Source organism: Xanthomonas sp. CFBP 8151 (assembly GCF_011761885.1).
Lineage (GTDB): Bacteria > Pseudomonadota > Gammaproteobacteria > Xanthomonadales > Xanthomonadaceae > Xanthomonas > Xanthomonas arboricola_B.
Genome location: NZ_JAASQZ010000004.1, coordinates 147,785 through 172,804, shown reverse-complemented (window position 1 = coordinate 172,804; position 25,020 = coordinate 147,785). Strand labels below are relative to the sequence as shown.

The window sequence follows — 25,020 nt, the reverse complement described above, 5'->3', positions numbered from 1 at the left end:
CGATGACGCACTCGCCCCACCGCGTACATGACCTGTGGCCCAAGCCCCCGGTGGAAGCAAGCTGCTAGGCTTGTCCGCTCCTCGTTGCGTCCAGTTGTCACCGATGCCCAAATTGTTGCCGCTGTCCTTGTTGTTGCTGGCTGTCACCGCGCATGCGCAATCGGCCACACCGCTCACCATCGAACAGGTAATGGCCGATCCGGACTGGATCGGGCCGTCGGTGGATCAGGCCTGGTGGCAGTGGGACGGCAAACAGGTGCAATACCTGCTCAAACGCAACGGTTCCCCGGTGCGCGACACCTATCGCCAGGGCGCCGGCGGCGGCACCGCCGAACGCGTGGCCGACAACGCACGTGCCGGCCTGGATGCGGATAACCCGAGCTACGACGCGGCCCGCCAGCGCATGCTGTTTGCGCGCAATGGCGACATCTTCCTGCGCGATTTGCGCTCTGGCGCGCTGACCCAGCTGATCCGCAGCAACGAGGTCGAATCGCGGCCGCAATTTGCCAGCGATGGCGGCGCGATCTGGCGCGCGGGCAACGACTGGTACCACTGGCGTGCCGACGGCGGCACTGCGCAGGTTGCGGTGGTCAAGGCCGAGCGCGATCCCAACGCTGCGCCCAAGGCTGATGTGTTGCGCGCGCAGCAACTGGCCACGCTGGCCACGCTGCGGCACGACCGTGAGCAGCGCGATGCGTTACGCACGCAGGAAGACATCTGGCGCCGCGCCGATGCCACACGTGCGGCAGCGCCGGTGTACCTGGGCGATGAGGTGGAGATCGTCGACAGCGCGTTGTCGCCGGACGGCCGCCATCTGCTGGTGGTCACCCAGGCCAAGGCTGCCGAAGAGGGCCACGCCGGCAAGATGCCCAAGTACGTGACCGAATCCGGCTACGAGGAATTCCAGGAGGTGCGCACCCGCGTCGGTCGCAATGCGCCGGTGGCGCATGCGCTATGGTTGGTCGATGTCGGTGCCGGCACTGCAAGACCGCTGTCCTTCGACACCCTGCCGGGTATCGCCACCGACCCGCTGGCCGCGCTGCGCAAGGCCGCCAAGCGCGACGCGCTCAAGGGCAACCGCGCCGTCCGTGTGGAAAGCGACGGCGACGGCAGCGGGCCGGCGGTGCACTGGAGCGATGACGGGCGCAATGTGGCGGTGGAGATTCGCGCGGTGGACAACAAGGACCGTTGGATCGCCAGCGTGGACCTGGCCAATGCCACGTTGCAGCCGCGGCATCGCCTGAGCGACAGTGCCTGGATCAACTGGGACTTCAACGACTTCGGCTGGCTGCCCGACAACCGCACGCTGTGGTTGCTGTCGGAAGAATCCGGCTATTCGCAGCTGTACACCGTGGAAGGCAACGGCAAGCCGCGCCGGCGTACCCGCGGCAAGTGGGAAGTGTCGATGCCGGTGCCCAGCGCAGACGGCAGCAGCATGTTCTTCCTGTGCAATCAGAAATGGCCGGGCGATTACGAGGTGTGCAAGCTGGATCTGGGCAGCGACCAGCTCACCGAGGTCACCGCACTGAATGGCGTGGAAGGCTTCAGCCTGTCGCCAAACGGGCAGCAGTTGCTGGTGCGTTACTCAGGCAGCTACCTGCCACCGCAGCTGGCGGTAGTGCCGGCCGCAGGCGGCCAGGCCACGCTGCTGACCGACACCCGCACGCCCGCCTTCAAGGCGCAGCCGTGGATCGAGCCGCAGTATGTGCAGGTACCATCCCGGCATGGCGCCGGCACGGTGTGGGGCAAGTACTACGGGCCGCAGAACCCCGAGCCCGGCAAGCAATATCCGATCGTGATGTTCGTGCATGGCGCGGGCTATCTGCAGAACGTCTCGCAACGCTATACGCCGTACTTCCGCGAGCAGATGTTCCACAACCTGCTGGTGCAGCAGGGCTACATCGTGCTGGACCTGGACTACCGCGCCTCGGAAGGCTACGGCCGCGACTGGCGCACCGCGATCTACCGCAACATGGGCCACCCGGAGCTGGAAGACTATCTGGACGGGCTGGAGTGGCTGGCGACGCAGAAGCAGGGCGACCGCGCGCGCGCCGGCATCTACGGCGGCTCGTACGGCGGCTTCATGACCTATATGGCGCTGTTCCGCAGCCCCGGCACCTTCAAGGCCGGCGCGGCATTGCGTCCGGTCGGCGACTGGATGCAGTACAACCACGAGTACACCTCCAACATCCTCAACACGCCCGAACTCGACCCCGACGCGTACAAGACCTCGTCGCCGATCAACTATGCCGACGGACTGCGCGACCATCTGCTGATCGCGCACGGCATGATCGACGACAACGTGTTCTTCAAGGACTCGGTCGACATGACCCAGAAGTTGATGGAGCTGCACAAGGACAACTGGCAGGTGGCGCCGTATCCGCTGGAACGCCACGGCTTTACGCGTGCCGATTCGTGGCTGGACGAATACAAGCGCATCCTCAAGCTGTTCAATGAGCAGGTGAAGCCGTAAGCCATGCCGCTGCGGGCGGGCGATGCGTGATGCATCGCCCGCCCGGTGACATGTCGTGCGTCTGCGGCGGCATCCGCATCTTGCAGCAAGCACCAGATCAGCCATGTTGCACGCGTGATGCGCTCCTGCGTTGCGCATCACCACGCCACACCATGCCTGGCACTCACCTGTACGTACGCAACTGGCCCTAAGCTTGGCGCAGGATCGGCAGAATCGCTGGCGCATTGCGCGTCCCTCTGCCGGCCCGCCGCCCGACCGGAGCGCCGCCGGCACCGCGGCGGTTTCCACTTTGTCGCGCGCACAAGGTAATCGCGATGGGCCTGTGGGACCGTTTGTTTGGACGCAAGACCCCGGTGGCGAAGACACCCCGAGCCGAACCGACCGCAGCGCCGGTTGCTGCCGCCGATGACACCGATACCGATGTCGGGATCGAGCCGGCACTGCAGCCCGCACTGACCCTGTTCCAGCACGGCGATCAGCTGGGCGCCTACAACGCTGCGCAGGCACAACTGCACCTGGGTGCCGACGCGCAACGCCTGTGCGCGCTGGCGTTGAGCGCGCTGGACCGCTATCGCGAGGCGTACCCGCACTGGCTGGCGCTGTACGAGCTCGAGCCCACCGCGCACAACGCACTGCAGTTGGCGACCACCTCGGTGATGTGCAACGAGATCGATCGTGGCGAGCAGTGGTTGCTGACTTTCGATGACTTGAACGCGCAGGAGCGCTCCACCTCGCCGGCCACCGCACGCACCAGTTTCCTCACCGCGCTGACCCGGGCCGGCCACGGCGCACACGCGCTGCCACATCTGGAGTGGTTGCGCGAGGCCTACGCAGGCATGTCGATCACCGACAGCCACTTCCTCTACATGCGCGGGCTGCCCTTCTTCGAAGCCTTCCTGGAACGCAGCACACCGTTGCTGCGCCAGTGCCTGCCCGCCGACGCGCTGCCGGGTTGGTACGCGCAGCTGCAGCCGGCCTTGGATCCTCCAGGCCAGGCCGCCGTGGCCGCCCATATCGCATCGCTGCAATGAGCGCGCCGACGCCGGGACCTCGCCCGCGCGGCGGCTTCGTCACGCCGTTGGCATGGGTGTCCCTGTTGCTGGGTGTCGTCAGTGCACTGTCCAACCTGCTGCAGATCGTGATGATCGTGCTGATGCCCGACGCGGCAGCGCTGGGCTTGCCCGAAGGAATCACCCTGCCCGCCTCGTTGCAGTGGTTGATCGATCATGCGTTGTCATTGTCCGTCATAGGCATGGTGCTGTCGGTGGTCTTCGCAGGGCTGAGCTGGGCCTTGCTGCAGCGACGCGAGTGGGCACGGGTCGGGTTCGTGGCGGTGTTGCTGGGGACAGGATTGCTCAATGTCGGTGCCCTGGCGTTGATCGGTCCGCTGTTCGAGGGTGTGCAGGCAATGCTGCCTGCCGATGTCGTGCACAGCCCCGAGTGGCCGCAGCTGCAGGCACGCCTGCAGGCGACCCGCCAGGCAGCGTTACTGCTGACAGGCCTGGGCGTGGTGGCAATCGGCTGTCTCCACGCAGCGCTGGCATGGCGGTTGTGCACGCCTGCAGTGCGCGCCGAATTTACTGCCGCGCGCGGGCGCAACGCATGAGGGATAGAGACTTCGGGCCGTGGCGACGGTTGGACACGGTACGGGCTTGAATCACAAGCTCGGTGAGTCGAGGCCGCGGCAAGGACGCCGCACCGGTTGCCCGCTGTTTTTGTTGAAACCATGCGCGCCGACCAGCGCGACGGGTCCAAGCTAGGGAACACCCGGCATATGGATCCTGGTGTGAGACGACCCGGCAAAGCCTGACTGGTCAGGCACCCTATGCCCACACGATGCACCGCCTGGCCCTGCGACAAATGGGCGCGTTTGCCCGACTGCATGAAGTGCGATGCAGCGCTTAGAATCGTGGCATGAACGAATTCGACCGTGTACGGGATTATTTGACCGGCCTGCAGGACCGTATCTGCACTGCCGTGGAAGCCATCGATGGCAGCGCGCGTTTTGCCGAAGACCTGTGGCAGCGCGAGGAGGGCGGCGGGGGACGCACCCGCGTCCTGCGCGATGGGGCGGTGTTCGAGCAGGCCGGCATCGGGTTTTCAGATGTGTCCGGCTCGCGCCTGCCGCCTTCGGCCAGCGCACATCGGCCCGAGCTGGCGGGGGCGACATGGCGCGCCTGCGGCGTGTCGCTGGTGTTCCATCCACACAATCCGCACGTCCCCACCACGCACGCCAATGTGCGCTACTTCCGCGCAGAGCGCGATGGCGAAGTGGTAGCGGCCTGGTTCGGTGGCGGCTTCGATCTGACCCCGTTCTATCCGGTCGACGAGGACGTGCTGCACTGGCACCGCACCGCGCAGGCGCTATGCGCGCCATTCGGCGAGGAGCGCTATGCAGCGCACAAGCGCTGGTGCGACGATTATTTCTTCCTGCGTCACCGCAACGAGACGCGTGGCGTGGGCGGGCTGTTCTTCGACGACCTGGGTCAGGATTTCGAACGCGACTTCGCCTACCAGCGCGCGGTCGGCGATGGCTTCCTGGATGCCTACCTGCCGATCGTCGAGCGCCGCAAGGACACGCCCTATGGCGAACGCGAGCGCGAGTTCCAGCTCTATCGCCGTGGCCGCTATGTGGAGTTCAACCTGGTATATGACCGCGGCACGCTGTTCGGCCTGCAGAGTGGCGGGCGGGCCGAAAGTATCTTGATGAGCCTGCCCCCGCAGGTGCGCTGGGAGTATGGCTTCACCCCGGAACCGGGCAGCGCAGAGGCACGGCTGATGGACTATCTGGTTCCGCGCGACTGGTTGGGTTGAATCCGTCAATTGGAAAACATAGCGTTGATGAGACGCTGTGTTGATTAATTGAATAAATTAAGCCTATTTAAATTTGTGATTGCCAAGGCTAGCAGTGAATGGTGCAATCCGATGAACCGGTTATGTTGCGTAGCAAAATAACCGGAGGCCGAACAATAAAAAGCCCCGCAGACCAGGGGGAGGTCGGCGGGGCCAGGGAACGGAAAACTTGGGGAGTAGTTTCCGCTCCTAGATCTGCTCCAGGGGATGGGAGAGATCTGCCGACAGGCGTTGCGCCCGTCGAGGGATATAACACCATTTTCTACATTGATGGATCGTGAAGATATCTGTTAAAAAAATGTAGAATTTAACGCTTATTCATTCCATCAGCATATGCGCGACGCGCATTATGTCTGGTCTGCACATTCAACATATCAGCCTGATCTGCTGCGTCAGTGCGCCTGGTCCCAGTTATCGCCAACGCCGCAATCCACCACAAGGGGCACGCGTAATTCGGCAGCGGCCGACATGCGCGTGGTCACTTCGCTCAGCAGCGTATCGACGAAATCGGTCTCGGCTTCGAACACCAGTTCGTCGTGCACCTGCAGGATCATCAGCGCCCGCTCGGCGTGGTCGGCGATCCAGCCGTCCACGCTGACCATGGCGCGTTTGATGATGTCGGCCGCGGTGCCCTGCATCGGTGCGTTGATGGCGGCGCGCTCGGCGCCGGCACGCTGGCCTTGGCTGCCGGCGTTGATGAAGTCCAGATATAGCCGGCGGCCGAACACCGTCTCCACGTAGCCCTTGTCTCGTGCCTGCTGGCGGGTGGTTTCCATGAAATCGCGTACGCCTGGGTAACGGCTGAAGTACAGCGCGATGTAGTCCTGCGCCTCGCCACGGCCGATACCCAGCTGGCGGGCCAGGCCGAAGGCGCTCATGCCGTACATCAGTCCGAAGTTGATTGCCTTGGCGGCGCGGCGCTCGTCAGCGCTGACGGTGTCGATGGTGCGGCCGAACACCTCGGCGGCGGTGGCGCGGTGTACGTCGGCGCCGGACTCGAACGCGCCGACCAGGCCGGGGTCGCCGGACAGGTGCGCCATGATGCGCAGCTCGATCTGCGAATAGTCGCAGGCGACCAGCTTGCGTCCGGCCGGGGCGACGAAGGCGCGGCGGATGCGTCGACCGTCTTCGGTGCGGATCGGGATGTTCTGCAGGTTGGGATCGGACGAGGACAGCCGCCCGGTGGCGGCGCCGGCCTGGTGGTAGCTGGTGTGCACGCGTCCGGACTGCGGGTGGATCATCTCCGGCAGCTTGTCGGTGTAGGTGCTGCGCAGCTTGGTCAGGCCGCGGTACTCCAGGATCACACGCGGCAGCTCGTGCTGGTCGGCAATGGCTTCCAGGGCCTCCTCGTTGGTCGAGGGCTGGCCCTTGGGCGTCTTGACCACGGCGGGGAGCTTGAGCTCGTCGAACAGCAGCGCCTGCAGCTGCTTGGGCGAATCCAGGTTGAAAGTACGCCCGGCCAGCTCGGTGGCTTTCTGCTGGGCGGCAAGCATGCGCTTGGACAGGTCCGCGCTCTGGCGGCGCAGTTCGGTCGCGTCCACGCATACGCCGTTGGCTTCGATGCGTGCCAGCACTTCCACCAGCGGCATCTCGATCGTGCGGTAGACACGCTCCAAACCCGGCTCGGCGGCCAGCCTGGGGCTTAGCACCTGGTGCAGGCGCAGGGTGATGTCGGCATCTTCGGCGGCGTAGCGGGTGGCGTCTTCCAGGCTGATCTGGGCAAACGGGATCTGCTTGGCGCCCTTGCCGCAGACGTCTTCGTACTTGACCGTGTCGTAGCCCAGGTAGCGCTTGGCCAGGCTGTCCATGTCGTGGCGGGCGCTGCCGGAATTGAGCACGAAGCTCTCCAGCAGGGTGTCGTCGCTGTAGCCGGCCAGGGCGATGCCGTGCCGGCGCATCACATGCAGGTCGTACTTGCCGTGCTGGCCGAGCTTGCGCACCGCAGGGTCGGTGAGCAGCGGCGCCAGTTGCGCCAGCGCCTGGGCACGGTCGAGCTGGGCCGGGGCGCCGGGGAAGTTGTGGCCGAACGGCAGATACGCCGCCTGGCCGGGCTCGGCCGCCACGCTGAGGCCGATCAGGTCGGCCTGCAGCGGATCCAGGCTGTCGGTTTCGGTATCGAAGGCGAACTGGCCGGCGGCGCGCAGGCGTGCGATCCAGCTGTCGAGCTGTTCCTGGGTCAGGATGGTGTCGTACTGGCCGGGCGCCGACAGCGCGGGGTCCACTTCCACCGGGGCACTGACCGGGCCGGACACGAAGCCGGTGCCGCGCGCGCGGCCGGGTTCGGTGCGGGCGCTGGCTGCGGCAGCGCCGAGTGCCACCGGCTCGGTCGGCAGGCCGGCCTGGGCGACGGCACCGCCGAGTTCGCGCAGCGCCTGGGTGAAGCCGTAGCGTGCGTACAGCACCGCCAGCGTTTCGGCGTTGGGCTCGCGCAGGTCCAGCGCGCGCGGGCCGCTGGCCAGGGTCACGTCGGTCTTGATGGTGACCAGGTCGCGGTTGAGCGGCAGCCGTGGCAATGCGGCGCGCAGGTTGTCGCCGATCTTGCCCTTGATCTTGTCGGCGTTGGCGATCACGCCATCGAGCGACGCGTACTCGGCCAGCCATTTGGCGGCGGTCTTGGGGCCGCACTTCTCCACGCCGGGCACGTTGTCCACGGTGTCGCCCATCAGCGCCAGCAGGTCGACGATCTGGTCGGGGCGCACGCCGAACTTGGCGATCACCGCCTCGTCCGAATCCATGCGGCTGCCGCTCATGGTGTTGACCAGTTCGATGCCCGGGCGCACCAGCTGGGCAAAGTCCTTGTCGCCGGTGGAGATGGTCACGCTCAGGCCACCGGCGGCCGCCTGCAGGGCCAGCGTGCCGATCACATCGTCGGCCTCCACGCCATCGATGCGCAGGATGTCGATGCCCAGCGCATGCACGATGTCGCACATCGGCTGTACCTGCGCGCGCAGGTCGTCGGGCATCGACGGGCGATTGGCCTTGTAGTCGGCATACAGGTCGTCGCGGAAGGTCTTGCCTGGCGCATCCACCACGAACGCGACATAGGCCGGGCGTTCCTTCAAGGTGGCGCGCAGCATGTTGACCACGCCGAACAAGGCCCCGGTAGGCTCGCCCTGGGCATTGGTCAGCGGCGGAAGCGCGTGGAACGCGCGGTACAGGTAACTGGACCCGTCGATCAGGACTAATCTGCTCATGCGCCAATTCTACGCTGCACACTCACGCCACACCGTGCCAGCGCATACTTGCCGACGACCTAGAACGGATGACGACAATGAAGAGAGCGAGTCTTTTGCTGCTGCCGTTGCTGCTGCTCGGCGGCTGCGCCACCAGCGGTGCGGTCGGCGACGTGCCGGCCGGTGCGGATGTCACCAGCAAGACCATGGGCAACGGCGACAAGGTCGACGAGTACCGCGTCAATGGACAGCTGGAAATGGTGCGGGTAACGCCTGCCCGCGGTGCGCCCTACTTCCTATACGACCGCGATCACGACGGGCATACCGATGCGGAGAAGGACAAGGTCAACAAGGTGTATTGGAAGCTGTATAGCTGGTGATTCGGGATTCGGGATTCGGGATTCGGGATTCGGGATTCGTAGAGCGTAAACCTGGCGGGTCTTGGGGCGCTGGTTCGGTGACGTCCGCCTTGTGTGGCTGATGCCGGGCGAGATGGCCCGCCGGTTTCGGTACGCCGCCGCATGGCGACAGGGATTGCCTGTGCTGTCGCCCTGCGGCGGCTGTCGGCCGGCGGCACTTGGCCGACCCGACGCTTGATCTCAGCGTTGCGCAACCGAGGTGGTGGTTTCTACGCTGGAAGTCGCAGGAAGCGCCTTGGCCGGTGCGACCAGCGCCAAGGTCTGGCGTACGGCACGCAAGGGTTCTTCGGCATCGCCGTAGATGCCGGTCAGAATCTGCAGCGCCTGCTCGGCGTGATCGCGCGCGGCGGCCATCTGGCCGAGCCTGCGCTCGGCTTCGGACAGGCCGCGCAGGATCTCGGCGGTCTGTGGATGCGCACGGCCCAACACGCGTAGGGATGTCGCGAGCGCAGCGCGCTGTTCGGCCAGCGAGGCATCCAGCTGGCCATCGTCCAATAGCCAGAACGCATGGTTGCTGCGATAGGTGATAGTGGCCGGCGCATCGTCGCCAAACAGGGCGCTCGCACGCTCCAGTGTTGCGCGGTAATGCGGGCCGGCCTCTGCCAGCTTGCCCTGCTGCCGCAATGCGTGGGCCAGGTTGCTTTCCACCATCAAGGTGTCGGCGGCGTTGTCGCCGTAGAGCTTGCGGGTCAGGCGCAGCAACGAGGCCAGTTCGGCTTCGGCAGCGGCAAAATCGCGCTGCATCAGCAAGAACACCGCCAGGCTGTTGCGCATCGACAGCACCAGGGGGTGCTCCGGCCCGCGCATGGCGATGCGCTCGCGCAGCAAGCTGCGCTGCAGGGCAATCGCCGGCACCAGCTGGCCGACGTCGGCCAGGATGCCGGCATGGACATTGCCGGCATCGATGCGTTGATCTGCAGTGGTGGCGGCGTTGGCCAGCGCGGCGACATAGGCGTGCCGGCTCTCTGCCATGGCATCGGCCATGCGGCCCTGGTCGCGCAACGCCCAGGCCAGCCGTGCACGCATCTCGTTGCCCAGCGCCTGCTGTTCTGCGTTGCCGCGTGCTGCCTGCGCCATGCCTTGGCGTAGCGCCTGTTCGCCTTCGTTCGCCTTGCCGGCGCCGACGAGCGCCTGGCCGAGCATGCAGGCCGCTTCCAGGGCCGGCACGCTGGCCGCGCCGGTGTGCTGCTGCGCCAATGCCTGGGCGGTACGCAAATGCAGCATCGCCTGCGGGTAATCGCCCAGCGCGATCAGTGTGCGGCCCAGGGTCAGCTCCACTTGCGTGCGCGCGTCCGGCTGATCGGCCAACTCACGCGCGGCGCGCTGCGAGGCCTGCTGCAGCACGCGCAGCATCAGCGTCTTGTCCAGACCCTGCGCAATACCCGGGTCCACGCTGGACAGCACCGAGCTCATGAAGTCGCCAGTGACCTGCGCGCGTTGCGCATCGCGTGCGGCCTGCTGCTGCGACCACAACGAGGCGCCCAGACCGCCGATCAGCGCAATCGATGCCAGCCCACCGGCCAGCACGCCACTGCGATGGCGCTGGGTGAACTTGCGCAGCCGCAACCAGCCGCCGGCCTGCAGTGCGCGTGGCGGATAACCGTCCAGCCAACGGTGCAGATCGTCCAGCAAGGCCGACACCGACGCGTAGCGCGCGCCCGGTTCCGGCGCCAACGCGCGCAGCACGATCGCATCCAGGCCATCGCGCAGCCGATCCTGCAGCTTGCCGTGGGTGGTCGCGCGGACCGCGCAGATCCGCGCGCGCGCATCGGCCGGCACTGACGCCACCCGCTGCGATGGCGGCTGCGGCACGCCGTCGCGGTCTGCCACCGGGGCCAGCCCGCAACTCAGTTCGTAAAACATCGCACCCAGCGCATAGATATCGCTGCGTGCGTCTACGTCCGGCGCGCCGCGCGCCTGTTCCGGGCTCATGTAGCCGGGCGTGCCGCGACCATGCGCGGAGATCATGCCGGGGTTGGACACATCGATGGCGATCCCGAAATCGATCACGCCCGGCATCGGTCGCCCGTCGACCGCGCTGACCAGCACGTTGCTCGGTTTGAGATCGCGATGGATCACGCCTTTCTGATGCGCGTGCTGCACCGCCTCGCCCACCCGCAGCATCAGCAGCACGCGCGCCTGCAGCGACAGCTGGTGCGCATCACACCACCGGGTGATCGGCTCGCCGCGCAGATACTCCATCACCAGATACGGACGGCCATGCGCGTCGGTGCCGACGTCGTGGATCTGCGCGATCGCCGGGTGCACCATCTGCGCCAGCAGCCGGCATTCGAATTCGAACAAGGCGCGGCCCTGCGCATCCAGGGCTTCGGCGGCCACCAGCTTGATCGCCACCTCGCGCTCGTAGGCACCGTCGGCGCGATGGCCCAGATAGACCTGGCCCATGCCGCCGGCGCCGATCAGGCGGTCGATCGCCCATGCACCGAAGCGCGTGCCGGCAGGCAGTTCCGGCAGCGGCGCGCGCAGTGCCGCGGCGGCCTGTTGCAGCGGCGCACGCACGCGCAGGGTGGCCTGCGCTTCCACCGCCAGCATCGCCAGCAACTCATCGCGCAGCGCAACGTCGTCGCCGGCCTGCGCACGCGCGAATGCCTGGCGCGCCTCCACCGGCAGCAGGCACGCATGATGGAACAAGGCCTCCAGCCGCTGCCAGGAGGTAGCGGCACTGCTCACAGCTGCGCCGCCAGCCACACGCGTGCAAAGCGCAGATCGCGCTCCAGCGTCGGCACCGACACCTCCAGTTGCTCGGCCGCCTCGGCCACGCTGAAACCCACCAGCTCGGTCAGCGCGAAGGCCTTGGCCTTGCGCTCGTCCACCCGCGCCAGCTTGTCGAAAGCATCGGCGACCACCATCAAGGCCTCCGGCCGCGGCGCACCGTCGGACAAGCTGATCGTCAAGGTCACTGCCTGCCCAAGCCGCTTGGCACTGACCTGCTGCCGCGCCAGATCCACCAGCAGATGACGCATCTGCAGTGCCGCCACTGCATAGAAATGCGCGCGCGAGCGAAACCCCTGCTGGCCTTGCTCCAGCCGCATCCACGCCTCGTGCACCAGTTCGGTTGCCTGCAGGCCGGCACGCGCATCGCGCCGCAGCTCGCGCAATGCAGTGGCGCGCAGCACCTCGTAGACCTGCCGCGCCAATGCGTCGCTCGCGCCGGGTATGTCGCGCTGCCAGGCCTGCAACAACTCGGTGATCGGCAGCTCGGACATCCGGTCCATCTCGCCTGCGTGGAAGCGCAGTATCCCGCATTGGCGACCGGAGCGCGGTGGCGCATCGAGGACAGGGCCGGCCGGTTGGCCTGGATCGCGGTCGATCGCGCTAATGCGTGACGCAGCGCCGGGTTCACGAAAGACGATGATGGGTTGGCGCAGCTTTTCTCGGTTGATCAGGTGACAGGCCCCGGGGAGTGGGCCGCAGGCAGCACCCGCATGAGCAACACCAGCGATTACAGCGCCATCGTCCCGCAGGCATCGGCATCGGGGGTGGCACCTGCGCCGCTGATGGTCGATCTGCTGGCCTACATCGAGCAGCACATCGGTGAGGCCGAGCTCGGTACCGAGTCCCTGCAGCAGGCGTTCGGGCTGTCGCGTGCGTCGCTATACCGGCTGTTCCAGTCGCGCGGGGGCGTGGCCAGCCATATCCGCGCGCAGCGCCTGTACACCGCGTACCGTTATCTGCAGGCCTACCCGGAGTGCAGCCTGACCTGGTTGCTGTATGAAATGGGCTTTGCATCGGAGCGGCAGTTTCAACGCTGTTTCCAGCAGCGTTTCGGCATGCCGCCGATGCAGTGGCGCCGCCAGTGCCGCGCCGCACCGCCGCCACATGCGCCACGCCGCGGGCACTACATGCCGGTGTGGCGTTTCATGCGCGAGCTGAGCCAGCACACGCACCGGGATGACATGCCGGTGCGTGCAGGCATGCCGCTGATGCACCTCGCACCCCTGCGTACCGACGCGTTACGGCGTGTTGCGCGGCCGACCGGCCGCGTTGCCGCTCAGCCCGAGCCAGTGTAGAAACGCCCCTCAATCGGCGTAGGAGCGTGCCTGCGCGCGAAGAGGCGTTACCGGTAATGCCTCGTCGCGCTCGGGCGCGCTCCTACGACAGAGCGTGCGACTTGAGCGTGGGATGTACCGAGCGTGTCGTTGCGCAGCAGAACATCCGACGATCAGCGGATCACCAGCACCGGAATCGAGCTATGCGTGAGCACCTCCACCGTCTGGCTGCCGAGCAGCATGCGGCGCATGCCACGGCGGCCGTGCGAGGTCATGATGATCAGGTCGCTGTTGCACTCCTTGGCGGTCTGCACGATGCCTTCGGCGGCGAAGCGGTCCAGCACGTGACGCGACGTGGCCTTGATGTTGGCTGCGGCCGCCAGTTCCAGCGCCGGGCGCAGGATCTTTTCTGCGGCAGCTTCCCGCTCCTTGCGGTACTCCGGACTTGCCTCGTAGCCCACGCTCCAGCCCATCGCGTCGTACATGCCCATCGCCCACGGCTCGGACACGGTGACGATATCCACTTTCGCGCCCGTCGCCTTGGCCAGCTCGAGGCCCTGAAACAAACCACGATGCGACAGCTCGGATGCATCAATGGCGATCAGGATACGTTTGTACATGGTGACCTCCGAAGTGACCGGCTGCGTCGCCGGTAATGGCAGCCTGACAGGGTGCAGCGACGTCGACCTTGATGCGGATCAATTCTGCTGCTGGGTTGCAGTAGCACTCAAGCAGGATTGTAGAGCTCGCCTGCTGGCCTCATTTTATGCACATCCGCTCGTGTGTTCCTCTGCGTCCGATTCGATCGCAGGGTGTCATGGATGACGCGGTGATGCATCGGGCAGCGCACAACGGCGCGTCCGCAAGGACAGTCAGATGTCCAGTTTACGACCGCACCTTGGGTGTCGGATGCGTCGCACGTGTGCGCATCATATTGAAGCTTTCGCTGACCGCTATATTGCCCAGACCAACAGCTTTTAACAGGATTGGCTGGAAGTTACGAATGTTCCAGTGTGCTCATCATAGAAAATGTACAGCTGCGCCGTGTCGTGACGAAGACTGCCAATGTCGATCTGCCCTACAAACACCAACGGTCTTCCTTCAACAAAGGGCCAATCGGGACTTTGCAACCACTTCGGTGCAGCTTTCAAGAAGCGAAAATCCTGCGCGATCTTCTTCTTCAACATCCCCACCAGCGCCTTCCCCTTGCTAGCGCCTTCACCATCGATAGCGCGGGAAAAGTACCACGCTGGAAGATCAAGCCATTTAGGCTGAACTTTCAGCGTCAACTCGAATAATTCGCCATATTTTTCACTGCAAATATGCGCAATCTCGTGTTTCTTCAAGAAGCTGCAAAGTAGTTGTTGAACATTGTAGACAGAACCGATCCGACTGTAGTCTTGACTGATCAGATGCGTGTAGAGATCAGCTTCCTGGATGTAGGCAGGCAGTCGCACTTCATTCTTTAGAAGACGTTCAAAGGATGCATCGGACTGAATACTCCGTTCAAATTCCTCCGCAGAAATCGAGGCTTCCACAAAAGCTTTTATAGTAGCTTCCACCATCATTGCCTCGCTCCGTGCTGTCGAAATTTTCTCATCGCCACTGCCAGCGTCGCCGAGCGCATCGATATCTCCTCGACTGCATTGCATGCGAGATCAGCGTTCCAGGCATTATAAGAAGCAACGTTTTGCCTGTCTGCAAGACTAAGTCTGTACAGGCGTGTGGCGTTATATCGCCACGACGTACCCTCATCCGGCGCTGCGCGCCACCTTCTCCCGTTGGGAGAAGGAAACGCCTCGTCGTCCAATTAGCGGCGGCTACTACGGTGCTTCTCCCAGTAATAGAAGAAACGCTTACATCACCGTCAAATTCGCATACGCCATGACCAGCCACTTGGCGCCGACGTCGTCGAACTGCACCTGCACGCGCGCATGCGCGCCGGCGCCTTCGTAGTCCACGACCACGCCGCCGCCGAAGGTGGGGTGTTCGACATTGGCACCGAGCTTGATCGGTGCGGCTTCGACCACGCCATGCACCGGTCCGCCGCGGGCTGCGCCCAGCGAGGCAGTGCGTGAGACCTGCACTTTCGGGCGCACCTCGTGCAGCAACTCGCGCGGGATCTCGCGCAGAAAACGCGAGGGCACGTTGTAGTTGTCCTGGCCGTGGATGCGCCGCGATTCGGCGTAGCACAGCACCAGCTTCTGGCGCGCGCGGGTGATGCCCACATAGGCCAGGCGGCGCTCTTCTTCCAGCCGGCCGCTTTCTTCCAGCGAGCGTGCGCTCGGGAACAGGCCATCTTCCAGGCCGACCAGGAACACGATGGGAAATTCCAGGCCCTTGGCCGAATGCAGCGTCATCAGCTGCACGCCCTCTTCGCCGGCCTGCGCCTGGCCTTCGCCGGCCTCCAGCGAGGCGTAGGCCAGGAAGGCGACCAGCTCGGTCATGCCCTGGCTGTCTTCATCGTCCGGACGGGTGAAGCGCGAGGCCACCGACACCAGCTCGTCCAGGTTCTCGGTACGCGATTCCGAATCCAGCCCGCTGCGGCTTTCCTTGGCCCAATGTTCGCGCAGGCCCGAGCGCATCAGCACATGGTCGATGCGTTCGGCCAGTTCCATCTGCCCGGTTTCGGCATGCAGCTGGCCGACCAGGCTCAGGAACGCGGCCAGCGCATTGCGGGCGCGGGCGGCCAGTGTGTTTTCCTGCGTCGACAGCATCGCCGCTTCCCATAGCGACAACGCATTGGCGCGTGCCAGGCGACGCACTTCATCCAGCGTGCGATCGCCGATGCCACGCGTCGGCGTATTGACTGCGCGCTCGAACGCGGCATCGTCGCTGCGGTTGGTGAGCAGGCGCAGATACGCCAACGCGTCCTTGATTTCGGCACGTTCGAAGAAGCGCATGCCGCCATACACGCGATACGGCAGCTGCTCGGAAATCAGCGCTTCTTCCAGCGCGCGCGACTGCGCGTTGCTGCGATACAGCACCGCCACTTCGCCGTAACTGCCGCCGTCGCGCACCCACTGCCGCGCGCGCTCGACCACATAGCGCGCCTCGTCGACCTCGTTGTAGGCCGCATACAGATCGATCGGATCGCCGTCGCCGGAATCGGTCCACAGCTGCTTGCCGATCCGGTCCGGATTGTGCGCGATCACCGCATTGGCCGCGCCCAGGATATTGGCGCTGGAGCGGTAGTTCTGCTCCAGCCGCACGGTCTGCGCGCCGGGGAAATCCTTCAGGAAGCGCTGCACGTTCTCGACCTTGGCGCCGCGCCAGCCGTAGATGGCCTGGTCGTCGTCGCCGACCACGAACACGTGCCCGGTCTCGCCGGCCAGCACGCGCACGAAGGCGTACTGGATGGCATTGGTGTCCTGGAACTCGTCGACCAGGATCTCGCGGAAGCGCGCACGGTAATGCGCCAGCAAGGCCGGGGTGTCGCGCAGCAGTTCGTGCGCGCGCAGCAGCAACTCGGCGAAGTCCAGCAGGCCGGAGCGGTCGCAACGCTCCTGGTAGGCGGCGTAGACCTGCCGGCGCACCTCGGTCCAGTCGTCGTTGGGCTCGGGCTGGATATGCTGCGGACGGCGGCCTTCGTCCTTCTGCTCGTTGATCCACCAACTCATCTGCTTGGGCGGATACTTGCCCTCGTCCAGCTCCAGCGCCTGCACCACGCGCTTGACCAGCCGCAGCTGGTCGTCGCTGTCCATGACCTGGAAGCCTTCCGGCAGCCGCGCATCCTGCCAGTGCAGACGCAACAACCGATGCGCCAGCCCGTGGAAGGTGCCGATCCACATCCCGCGGCTGCCGTTGCGCAGCTGCAGGTCGGTGCGGTGGCGCATTTCGCCGGCGGCCTTGTTGGTGAAGGTCACCGCGAAGATGCCGTGGTTGGGCACGCCCTGGACTTCATTGAGCCAGGCGATGCGATGGATCAGCACGCGCGTCTTGCCGGAGCCGGCGCCGGCCAGCACGAGGTAGTGCCCCGGCGGCGCGGAAACGGCCTCGCGCTGGGCGGGGTTTAAATGATCGAGCAAATGAGAGACATCCACCGCCGCATTTTACCGGGTGTGGCGTCGCTGCGGCTGAGATTGCGATGAAGCGGTTGGGAATGCGGGGCTTCGCTCGTACCCTCATCCGCCGCGACGCGCCGCCTTCTCCCGGCGGGAGAAGGGAACAGCGCCCCTCACCGCCCCGGCAATTCCAACAGGTCCCGCGCAATCGCCGTTGCCTGCTCACGCAACTCCGGCACTGCCAGGCTTTCCCACAACGACCCGATCCGCAGGCTGCCGATCACCCGCAACCGCGGATTGGCATGCCCATCGGCATCGATCAGACAGCCATCGGCATCGGTATCCACCCCGATCCCATGCGGACCGGCTACCGCAATGCCCTGCCCCAGCAGCTGCTGCAGCAGCGGGTTGCGCATTGCCTGCACGCGCATTTCCACGCCGGTGGCGTTGACCAGCGTCTGCACATCCAGCTGCAAGGCATGCCCTGCACTGGCGCCGGCACTGACCCGCACGCACGCGCCGGCCTGGAATGCCACATCCAGCCGCGCGCGATGCAGCTGCAATTGTCCGCGCGCGCGCATCGCCTGCAGTTGCGCATGCACCGGCGCGGCGATGCGGTGACGATGCACATCCCAATAGCGCACCACGTGGCGCAGGAAGCGGCGTTGGTCGGCAACCGACAGCGTTTGCCACAGAGCCTGACTCAACGGGCGCAGACGCTCCATCACGCTCTGCCAGGGCAGGCCCTGCGCCACCGCAACCCGCGCATGCTGCCGCAAGCTGCGCATCCGCGCACGCAGCGACAGCGCCAGCAACGGTTGCGGATCGAAGTCCGCCGCCACGCAGTGCGCCTGCGGCAACGGCAGCAGCCCATGCCGCGACACCACGTGCACCGCCCCGCGATGCGCCTGCGCGGCCAGCGTCACCACCGTGTCGGCCATGCTCAGTCCCGAGCCGACGATGCATACCGCCGCGTCCTGCGGCAACGCCGCGATTGCGTCGGTATCCCAGGCTTCCACCCGCTGCGCTGCCGACAGGCCGGTGGCCCCGCGCAGCGGCAACGGCCGCAACGCATTGCCTACCGCCAGCACCACGCTGTTGGCCTGCACGGTCTGTCCATCGTCAAGCTGCAACAGCGCGCCATCGGCATCGGTTTGCAACCTCTGCACGCGGGCGCTGTGGACGGTGAGCGTCGCCGGCCCCTGCGCCCGCGCGGCCTGCAGACGATCGCGCAAGTAGGGCGCGTAGTGCCTGCGCCCGACGAAGTGCTGCGGCAGCTGCGCGTCCTCCAGCTCCGGGCAGCAGGCGTGCGCACGCAGGTAATCGACGAAATCCTGCGGCGCCTCCACCAACGCACTCATCCGCGCGGCGGGCACATTGAGCAGATGTTCCGGCCGCGCGGTGGAGTACGCCACGCCCTCGCCCAGCACCGCGTGCGGCTCGATGAGCACGATCTGCACCGGCGCCACGGCCTGACGCAACAGCTGCAGCGCCACCAGCACACCGGATGCGCCACCGCCAACGATGGCGATCACTGCATCGCCGGGATCACGCAGTTCATTCATCCGGCGATTGTAGGCGATGCGTCGCGCCGCACCGATGACAGCGGCCATGCCCGCCGCGATGGCCGGGATAGCCACGCAGACGTGCCGGTCGCCTGACGCGTCCGTTCGAACGCGGGCACGCGCGCACCCAGCGGGAGCTTGCCGGCGCAGGCCGCCTAATCACCACGACACCTGCCGCCGCAGACATCACCCCATGCCCCATGGGCACTGCATCCGCACGGACCGGGTACACACGCAACCTCTACATCAACGCATCGGCCAGGCGCGCAATGCCTTCGCGGCTGCGGCGCCAGGCCGGGCGCGTGCGCCACTGCTCCAGCTCCAGCTGGCGTGCATTGGCCAGATAATCCTGCTCGATCGCACGCAGCCGCTGCACCACGCCCTTGTCGTAGCAGAGCATGCCGATCTCGGCGTTGAGCGCGAACGAGCGGATATCCAGGTTGATCGAGCCGACCAGCGCGATGTCCTCATCCATGCTCAAGTGCTTGGCATGCAGGAAGTGCGGGCGATACAGCGCGATCTTGACCCCGCAGCGCAGCAGCTCTTCGAAATACGCCTCCTGCGCCCATGCCGCCAGGATCTGGTTGTTGCTCTCCGACAGGATCAGCTGCACATCCACGCCCGACACCGCGGCAATGCGCAATGCGCTGAGCAAGGCTTCGTCGGGGACGAAATACGGCGTCACCAGCACCACCTTGCGCCGCGCCAGATGGATCACCGCGTTGATCGCATCGCGCGCGTTTTCGAACGGATACGCCGGCCCGCTGGGCAGCAACTGCGTGGCGATGTTGGCCTCGCACACCGACGCATCCGGCCATACGTCCAGACGCTGTCCGGTTTCGGTGAACCAGTCGCTGGCGAACACCGCTTCCAGATGATTGACCACCGGCCCGCGCACGCGCGCCACCAGCTCGCGATTGGGCACCCCATCGATGAAGCCGGCCTCGGCCAGATTCTGCGAGCCGACAAAGCCCACCTGATTGTCGATCACCGCAATCTTGCGATGGTTGCGCAGATCCATGCGCCCGCTGCGGCGCCAGCGCAGGCCGCCGGGCAACACCGCCAGCACGTCCACCCCACCGGCCTGCAGCCGTTTGCGATAGTGGCGCAGACCGCGCTTGGCGCCCACCGCATCCAGCAGCACGCGGCAGCGCACGCCACGCGCACCAGCGCGCAGCAGTGCGGCAACCACCGCATCGCCCACCGCGTCGTCGAACATCAGGTAATACAGCAGATGCACGCGCTTTTCCGCCGTGTCGATCGCGGCGATCAAGGCCTGCAGCGACTGCGTGTAGTCGTCCAGCAGTTCCACCGCGTTGCCCAGCGTGGGCATGAAATCGCCCTGGCGTTCGATCAGCGGCACCACCTCGGCGCTGCTGGTGTCCGCCTGCGGGGTCCAGCGCAAGGCGTGCAGGGGCAGTTGCTGCTCGCGGATCACCTGTGAGGCGGTGGCCTGGCGCTGCACCCGCACCCGCGACAACCATGGGTGGCCGAACAGCAGATACAGCGGCAGGCCGACCACCGGCACGAAGCCGATCAGCAGCAACCAGCTGCGCGCCGCACCCGGCGTGGTGCGGGCCGGAATCCACAACAGCGCGGCCAGGCGAATCACCCAGTCCAGCGCCAGCAGCCAGGTCCCTTGCAACCAGTCAGGCAGCATCAGCGATCCGTTCTCAAGAAGGCTCCGATTCTGACGGCCCGGTGCGTGAACGCAATGGGTCCGGCATGCCCGGCACCGCTGCACCGAGTGCTGGCGTTTACCGACATCGCCGGCTCCTGGTGTGGCGCATTGCTGCCAACCGGCACCAGGGTGGACGCCCTGGATGGCGTAAAGGTGCTGTCCCGGAGATAGTCGGTGCGGTGCGCGGCATCGGCCCGCAAACTGGCCAGTACTTCGACGGCACCAAGCGCTACCTCGATGCATTGGCGCTTTCCGACGCCGACCAGGGCCAAGTGTTCGAAGGCAATGCGCAGCGGGCGTATCCGCGCCTGGATACGCAATTGCGCGCGCGGCTGCAGCTGTGCTTCCTTCTCCCATCGGGAGAAGGTGTCCCGCAGGAGCGGATGAGGGGGCGCCTCGGAGAACGGTCACCGCCTGCGACGTAAAACGCGTCGCCACGCGCCTTCAGAAGTGAAACGCCGGCTGCTTCGCCTCGAACTGCAAGCCACTGACGGTGCGTGCAATCGGAAAAACGAGGTCTCGCTCCCTTCTCCCATCGGGTGAAGGTGCCTCGCAGGGGCGGCTGAGGGTACGTGCGAAGCCTCTGGTGCTCCAACCACTGCGAGTGGCTTTGCCCCGTACCCTCACCCCAACCCCTCTCCCCGAGGGAGAGGGGAGTGCACGCCGACCATTGTTGCGATCAAACCCCGCAACGCTCCCCAAACGCAAACACCCGCCTTTCGGCGGGTGTTTGCTGGAATGCAGATCGGGTAATCGGTGGATTACTTGATCTTGCCTTCCTTGTACATCACGTGCTTACGCACGACCGGGTCGTATTTCATCATTTCCATCTTCCCCGGAGTGTTTTTCTTGTTCTTGTCCGTGGTGTAGAAGTGGCCGGTAGCGGCCGAGGAAATCATACGAATCTTGTCACGCTTGCCTTTTGCCATGACTGCTTACTCCTCAGACCTTTTCGCCGCGCGCACGCAGCTCTTTCAGAACGGCATCAATCCCGTTCTTGTCGATGGTGCGCAATGCATGCGCGGAGACACGGAGCTTCACCCAACGGTTCTCGCTGGCGACCCAGAAGCGACGCTCGTGCAGGTTGGGCAGGAAGCGACGACGGGTTCTGTTGTTTGCGTGGGAGACGTTGTTACCCGTCTGCACACGCTTGCCGGACACTTGGCATACGCGGGACATTACGCACCTCGATAAATGAATTGCCACCCATAGCCTGGGGAGCGGCGGCCCCGACAGCGTCAAGCTGCCACGCAACGTTGGGAATCAAGAACTTACGCTGGGAACAAGCCGGCAACCCCATCGCGTTGGGTGCCGCCATCCGGAGCGATCCGGGCACAGCGAGCCGCGCATTATGCACGGCTTTCCTATGTGCCGCAAGCACTTAGCCCGCACTGGCAGGCCCCGCCCGCTCGCGGTGCAGCCAGCGATACAGCACCGGCAGCACCAGCAGGGTCAGCAAGGTGGACGAGACGATGCCGCCGATCACCACCGTGGCCAGCGGGCGCTGCACTTCGGCCCCGGCGCCGACATTGAAGGCCATCGGCACAAAGCCCAGTGCGGCCACCAGCGCGGTCATCATCACCGGGCGCAGGCGGCTCAGCGCGCCTTCGCGCAAGGCCTGCTCCAGCGACATGCCCTCGGCCCGCAGGCTGCGCACGAAGGCGATCATCACCAGGCCGTTGAGCACCGCCACCCCCGACAGCGCAATAAAGCCGACACCCGCGGAGATCGACAACGCCAGGCCGCGCAGCGCCAGCGCCACCACGCCGCCGGTCAGCGCCAGCGGCACGCCGCTGAACACCACCAGCGCATCGCGCAGCGAACCGAACGACCAGTACAGCAGCGCGAAGATCAGCAACAAGGTGCCCGGCACCACCCAGGCCAGGCGCTGGCCGGCGGAGATCAGTTGCTCGAAGGTGCCGCCGTAGCCGATCCAGTAGCCGGTGGGCAGCACGACCTCGGCCTGCACGCGCTGCTGCACCTCGGCCACAAATCCACCCAGGTCGCGGTCGCGCACATTGGCGGTGATCACGATGCGGCGCTTGCCGTCTTCGCGATTGATCTGGTTGGGCCCGAGTACGGGTGCGATCCTTGCAACCTCGCGCAGCGGCACCGTGGTCGGTTCGCCGCTCCGCCAGCCAGCCGCGCGGCTGGACTCGTCGACATCGGCGCGCTCGCCATCGCCACGCAGCGGGATCGGCAGATCGGCCAACGCCGTCGGGTCCTGACGCAGGCCTTCCGGCAGGCGCACCACGATGTCGAACCGGCGGTCGCCTTCGAACAACTGCCCGGCCGCCTGCCCACCCACCGCGGCCGACACCGTGTCCTGCACCACGCCGGGATTGAGCCCGTACCCGGCCAGTGCGGCACGATCGGGCACCACCGCCAGCATCGGCAGGCCGGTGGCCTGCTCCAGGCTCACGTCGGCCGCGCCCGGCACCGTGCTGGCAACCTCCTGCACGCGCTGCCCCAGCTTGACCAGGGTGTCCAGGTCATCGCCGTAGACCTTGATCGCCACATCCGCGCGCACGCCGGAAATCAGCTCGTTCATGCGCATCTGGATCGGCTGGGTGAACTCGTAGTTGTTGCCGGGCAGCTGCTTCACCGCCTGCTCGATCTCGGCTACCAACTGCGCCTTGGGTTTGCGCGGGTCCGGCCACCGCGCGCGCGGATGCATGATCAAGAACGTATCGGCCACCGACGGCGGCATCGGATCGGTCGCCACTTCGGCAGTGCCGAGCTTGCCGAACACATGCGCCACCTCCGGAAACTGCTTGATGCGTTTTTCCAGCGTGGATTGCATGGTGATGGCCTGTTCCAGGCTGGTGCCGGGAATGCGCAGGGCGTGCAGCGCGATGTCGCCTTCGTCCAGGTTCGGGATGAACTCGCTGCCCAGGCGCGTGGCCAACACCGCGCACAGCGCCACCGCCGCCACCGCGCCGTGACCGACCCAACGGCCGTGACGCAGCGCGCGATCCAGCAAGGGCGCATACACGCCGCGCGCCCAGCGCATCGCGCGGTTCTCGTGCTCAGCCACCTTGCCGCCGAGCAACAAGGCGACCGCTGCGGGGACAAAAGTGAGCGACAGCAGCATCGCGCCGCTCAGCGCCAGCACCACGGTGATCGCCATCGGATGGAACATCTTGCCTTCGATGCCGGTGAGCGCGAATACCGGCAGATACACCGCCGTGATGATGCCCAGGCCGAACAGGCTGGGCCGGATCACCTCTGCGGTGGCTTCGGCGGTCAGTTCGAAACGCTCGTCGCGCTCGAGCACCCGCCCCAGCCGCAGTTGCGCCTGGCCGAAGCGGCGCAGGCAGTTCTCCACGATGATCACCGCGCCATCGACGATCAGGCCGAAATCCAGCGCACCCAGACTCATCAGGTTGCCGGACACGCCACCGCGCAGCATGCCGGTGAGGGTGAACAACATCGCCAGCGGGATCACCGCCGCGGTGATCAGGGCCGCGCGCACATTGCCCAGCAGCAGGAACAGCACCACGATCACCAGCAACGCGCCTTCGATCAGGTTCTTGGCGACGGTGGCGATGGTGCGGTCCACCAGCGCGGTGCGATCGTAGACCGGCACCGCCTGCACGCCGGCCGGCAAGCTGGCATTGGCCACTTCCAGCCGCTGCGCGGCGGCCTGCGCCACAGTGCGGCTATTGGCGCCGACCAGCATGAACACCGTGCCGAGCACCACTTCGGTCCCGTCCTGGGTGGCCGCACCGGTGCGCAACGCGCGCCCCTCGCCGACCTGCGCCACATCGCGCACCCGGATCGGCACGCCTTGCCGCCGATCCAGCACGATCGCCCCGATCTGCGCGATGTGGTCCACCTGCCCCGGCACCCGCACCAGGAACTGCTGGCCGTTGCGTTCGATATAGCCGGCACCGATGTTGCGATTGCTCGCGTCCACCGCGCGCGCCACGTCGTCCAGCGTGAAACCCAGTGCGACCAGGCGTGCCGGATCCGGAGTGATATGGATCTGCCGCGCATAGCCGCCGATGGTGTTGACCTCGGTCACGCCGGGCACGTTGCGCAACTGCGGGCGCACCACCCAATCCTGCAGGGTGCGCAAATCGGTGGCCGTCCACGCACTGCCATCGGGTTTGCGCGCATTCGGTTTGGCTTCGACCGTGTACATGAAGATCTCGCCCAGGCCGGTGGCGATCGGCCCCAGCTGCGGCTCCAGGTCGGCCGGCAGTTGCGACTTGACCTGCTGCAGCCGCTCGGCCACCTGCTGCCGCGCAAAGTACAGATCGGTGCCATCGGCAAACACGGCGGTGACCTGCGACAAGCCGTAGCGCGACAACGAGCGCGTGGACTCCAGCCCCGGCAATCCTGCCAGCACCGTCTCCAGCGGGAACGTCACCCGCTGCTCCGACTCCAACGGCGAATACCCCGGCGCGGCCGTATTGACCTGCACCTGCACATTGGTGATGTCGGGCGTGGCATCGATCGGCAGGCGCGAAAAACTCCACGCGCCGATCGCAACCAACACCGCCGTCAACGCCAGCATCAGCCACCGCTGCGCGATCGCGAACCGGATGATGTTAGTGAGCATGACGCGCACCTCCGCGCACACTCGGCGCAACGGCGTGCGCAGCCACACCGATCAGTGCGTGCGTACGCACGCACGACGCCTGTGCAATCGCAGCGGGCTGCCGTCGGCCGGCGGCACTGCAGCCGGGATCCCGACCTCCGCCAACATCGCGATCGCCCCTGGCGCATCCGATCTTCGCCGCGCAGATTCTCACCCGGTTGCGTGTGTGATCGCCTGCGACGTGAGCGCGTGGATGACGTAAAAAAGGTTTCACCGAAGAATGGACGAGCTGTTCG

Annotated in this window: 17 protein-coding genes and 1 pseudogene; 7 read left to right on the top strand and 11 right to left on the bottom strand. The window is 65.9% G+C overall.

The annotated features are described in order from the left end of the window. Positions 1 to 112: 112 nt before the first annotated feature. The 4 genes from FHT08_RS17505 (at position 113) to hemF (ending at position 5,287) form a co-directional block, all read left to right on the top strand. A complete protein-coding gene (locus tag FHT08_RS17505; protein ID WP_166776253.1) occupies positions 113 to 2,473 on the top strand; it encodes a S9 family peptidase in 2,361 nt (786 codons plus the stop codon). A gap of 314 nt (positions 2,474 to 2,787) precedes the next feature. After that, positions 2,788 to 3,504 (top strand): hypothetical protein, encoded by a 717-nt coding sequence (locus tag FHT08_RS17500; protein ID WP_104607452.1) that lies wholly within the window; start codon positions 2,788 to 2,790, stop codon positions 3,502 to 3,504. After that, positions 3,501 to 4,079, top strand: coding sequence for a hypothetical protein (locus FHT08_RS17495; protein ID WP_166776047.1), 579 nt, complete (start codon positions 3,501 to 3,503; stop codon positions 4,077 to 4,079). The genes FHT08_RS17500 and FHT08_RS17495 overlap by 4 nt, the downstream gene beginning before the upstream one ends. Before the next feature lie 308 nt (positions 4,080 to 4,387). Next, positions 4,388 to 5,287 (top strand): oxygen-dependent coproporphyrinogen oxidase, encoded by a 900-nt coding sequence (hemF, locus tag FHT08_RS17490; RefSeq protein WP_104537627.1) that lies wholly within the window; start codon positions 4,388 to 4,390, stop codon positions 5,285 to 5,287. Between the two features lie 431 nt (positions 5,288 to 5,718). Here hemF and polA read toward each other — a convergent pair whose 3' ends face one another. Next, positions 5,719 to 8,520 carry a DNA polymerase I gene (gene polA / locus FHT08_RS17485; protein ID WP_166776045.1) on the bottom strand — a complete coding sequence of 934 codons (2,802 nt, stop codon included), beginning with the start codon at positions 8,518 to 8,520 and terminating at the stop codon, positions 5,719 to 5,721. Between the two features lie 77 nt (positions 8,521 to 8,597). On the opposite strand from polA, the gene FHT08_RS17480 reads away from it, so the two are divergent. Further along, positions 8,598 to 8,879 (top strand): DUF2782 domain-containing protein, encoded by a 282-nt coding sequence (locus FHT08_RS17480; RefSeq protein ID WP_039515413.1) that lies wholly within the window; start codon positions 8,598 to 8,600, stop codon positions 8,877 to 8,879. 219 nt (positions 8,880 to 9,098) lie between these two features. Here FHT08_RS17480 and FHT08_RS17475 read toward each other — a convergent pair whose 3' ends face one another. Both FHT08_RS17475 and ecfK read right to left on the bottom strand, forming a co-directional pair. Next, positions 9,099 to 11,627 (bottom strand): serine/threonine-protein kinase, encoded by a 2,529-nt coding sequence (locus FHT08_RS17475; protein ID WP_166776044.1) that lies wholly within the window; start codon positions 11,625 to 11,627, stop codon positions 9,099 to 9,101. Beyond that, a complete protein-coding gene (gene ecfK / locus FHT08_RS17470; protein ID WP_166776251.1) occupies positions 11,606 to 12,145 on the bottom strand; it encodes an ECF-type sigma factor EcfK in 540 nt (179 codons plus the stop codon). Before ecfK ends, FHT08_RS17475 begins: the two co-directional genes overlap by 22 nt. Before the next feature lie 153 nt (positions 12,146 to 12,298). Between ecfK and tagK the strand changes: the two genes are divergently transcribed. Beyond that, a complete protein-coding gene (gene tagK, locus FHT08_RS17465) occupies positions 12,299 to 12,949 on the top strand; it encodes a transcriptional regulator TagK (protein ID WP_104607457.1) in 651 nt (216 codons plus the stop codon). 152 nt (positions 12,950 to 13,101) lie between these two features. On the opposite strand, the gene FHT08_RS17460 is transcribed toward tagK, so the two are convergent. The 5 genes from FHT08_RS17460 to cls all read right to left on the bottom strand — a co-directional run bounded on the left by FHT08_RS17460 (position 13,102) and on the right by cls (position 20,157). Beyond that, a complete protein-coding gene (locus tag FHT08_RS17460; protein WP_016902734.1) occupies positions 13,102 to 13,548 on the bottom strand; it encodes a universal stress protein in 447 nt (148 codons plus the stop codon). 357 nt (positions 13,549 to 13,905) lie between these two features. Beyond that, positions 13,906 to 14,496, bottom strand: a complete 591-nt coding sequence (locus FHT08_RS17455; protein ID WP_104607605.1) for a hypothetical protein — start codon at positions 14,494 to 14,496, stop codon at positions 13,906 to 13,908. A 288-nt stretch (positions 14,497 to 14,784) separates the two neighbouring features. Then, on the bottom strand, positions 14,785 to 16,971 hold the full coding sequence (gene uvrD, locus FHT08_RS17450) for a DNA helicase II (RefSeq protein WP_104537621.1): 2,187 nt from the start codon (positions 16,969 to 16,971) through the stop codon (positions 14,785 to 14,787). 134 nt (positions 16,972 to 17,105) lie between these two features. Continuing rightward, positions 17,106 to 18,497 carry an FAD-dependent oxidoreductase gene (locus tag FHT08_RS17445; RefSeq protein ID WP_166776042.1) on the bottom strand — a complete coding sequence of 464 codons (1,392 nt, stop codon included), beginning with the start codon at positions 18,495 to 18,497 and terminating at the stop codon, positions 17,106 to 17,108. A 241-nt stretch (positions 18,498 to 18,738) separates the two neighbouring features. Then, positions 18,739 to 20,157 (bottom strand): cardiolipin synthase, encoded by a 1,419-nt coding sequence (gene cls / locus FHT08_RS17440; protein ID WP_166776040.1) that lies wholly within the window; start codon positions 20,155 to 20,157, stop codon positions 18,739 to 18,741. 62 nt (positions 20,158 to 20,219) lie between these two features. Between cls and FHT08_RS17435 the strand changes: the two are divergent. Next, a pseudogene (locus FHT08_RS17435) lies at positions 20,220 to 20,334 on the top strand (4-oxalomesaconate tautomerase); the annotation flags it as partial. Between the two features lie 605 nt (positions 20,335 to 20,939). Here the strand turns inward: FHT08_RS17435 and rpmG are convergent. The 3 genes from rpmG to FHT08_RS17420 all read right to left on the bottom strand — a co-directional run bounded on the left by rpmG (position 20,940) and on the right by FHT08_RS17420 (position 24,745). After that, the gene (gene rpmG / locus FHT08_RS17430; RefSeq protein ID WP_002809462.1) at positions 20,940 to 21,107 is read right to left on the bottom strand and encodes a 50S ribosomal protein L33; all 168 of its coding nucleotides are present in this window, start codon (positions 21,105 to 21,107) and stop codon (positions 20,940 to 20,942) included. A 13-nt stretch (positions 21,108 to 21,120) separates the two neighbouring features. Further along, positions 21,121 to 21,357, bottom strand: coding sequence for a 50S ribosomal protein L28 (gene rpmB, locus FHT08_RS17425; protein WP_002809459.1), 237 nt, complete (start codon positions 21,355 to 21,357; stop codon positions 21,121 to 21,123). 202 nt (positions 21,358 to 21,559) lie between these two features. Then, entirely contained in the window at positions 21,560 to 24,745 is a 3,186-nt protein-coding gene (locus tag FHT08_RS17420) for a CusA/CzcA family heavy metal efflux RND transporter (RefSeq protein ID WP_166776039.1), read from the bottom strand. Positions 24,746 to 25,020 lie beyond the last annotated feature (275 nt).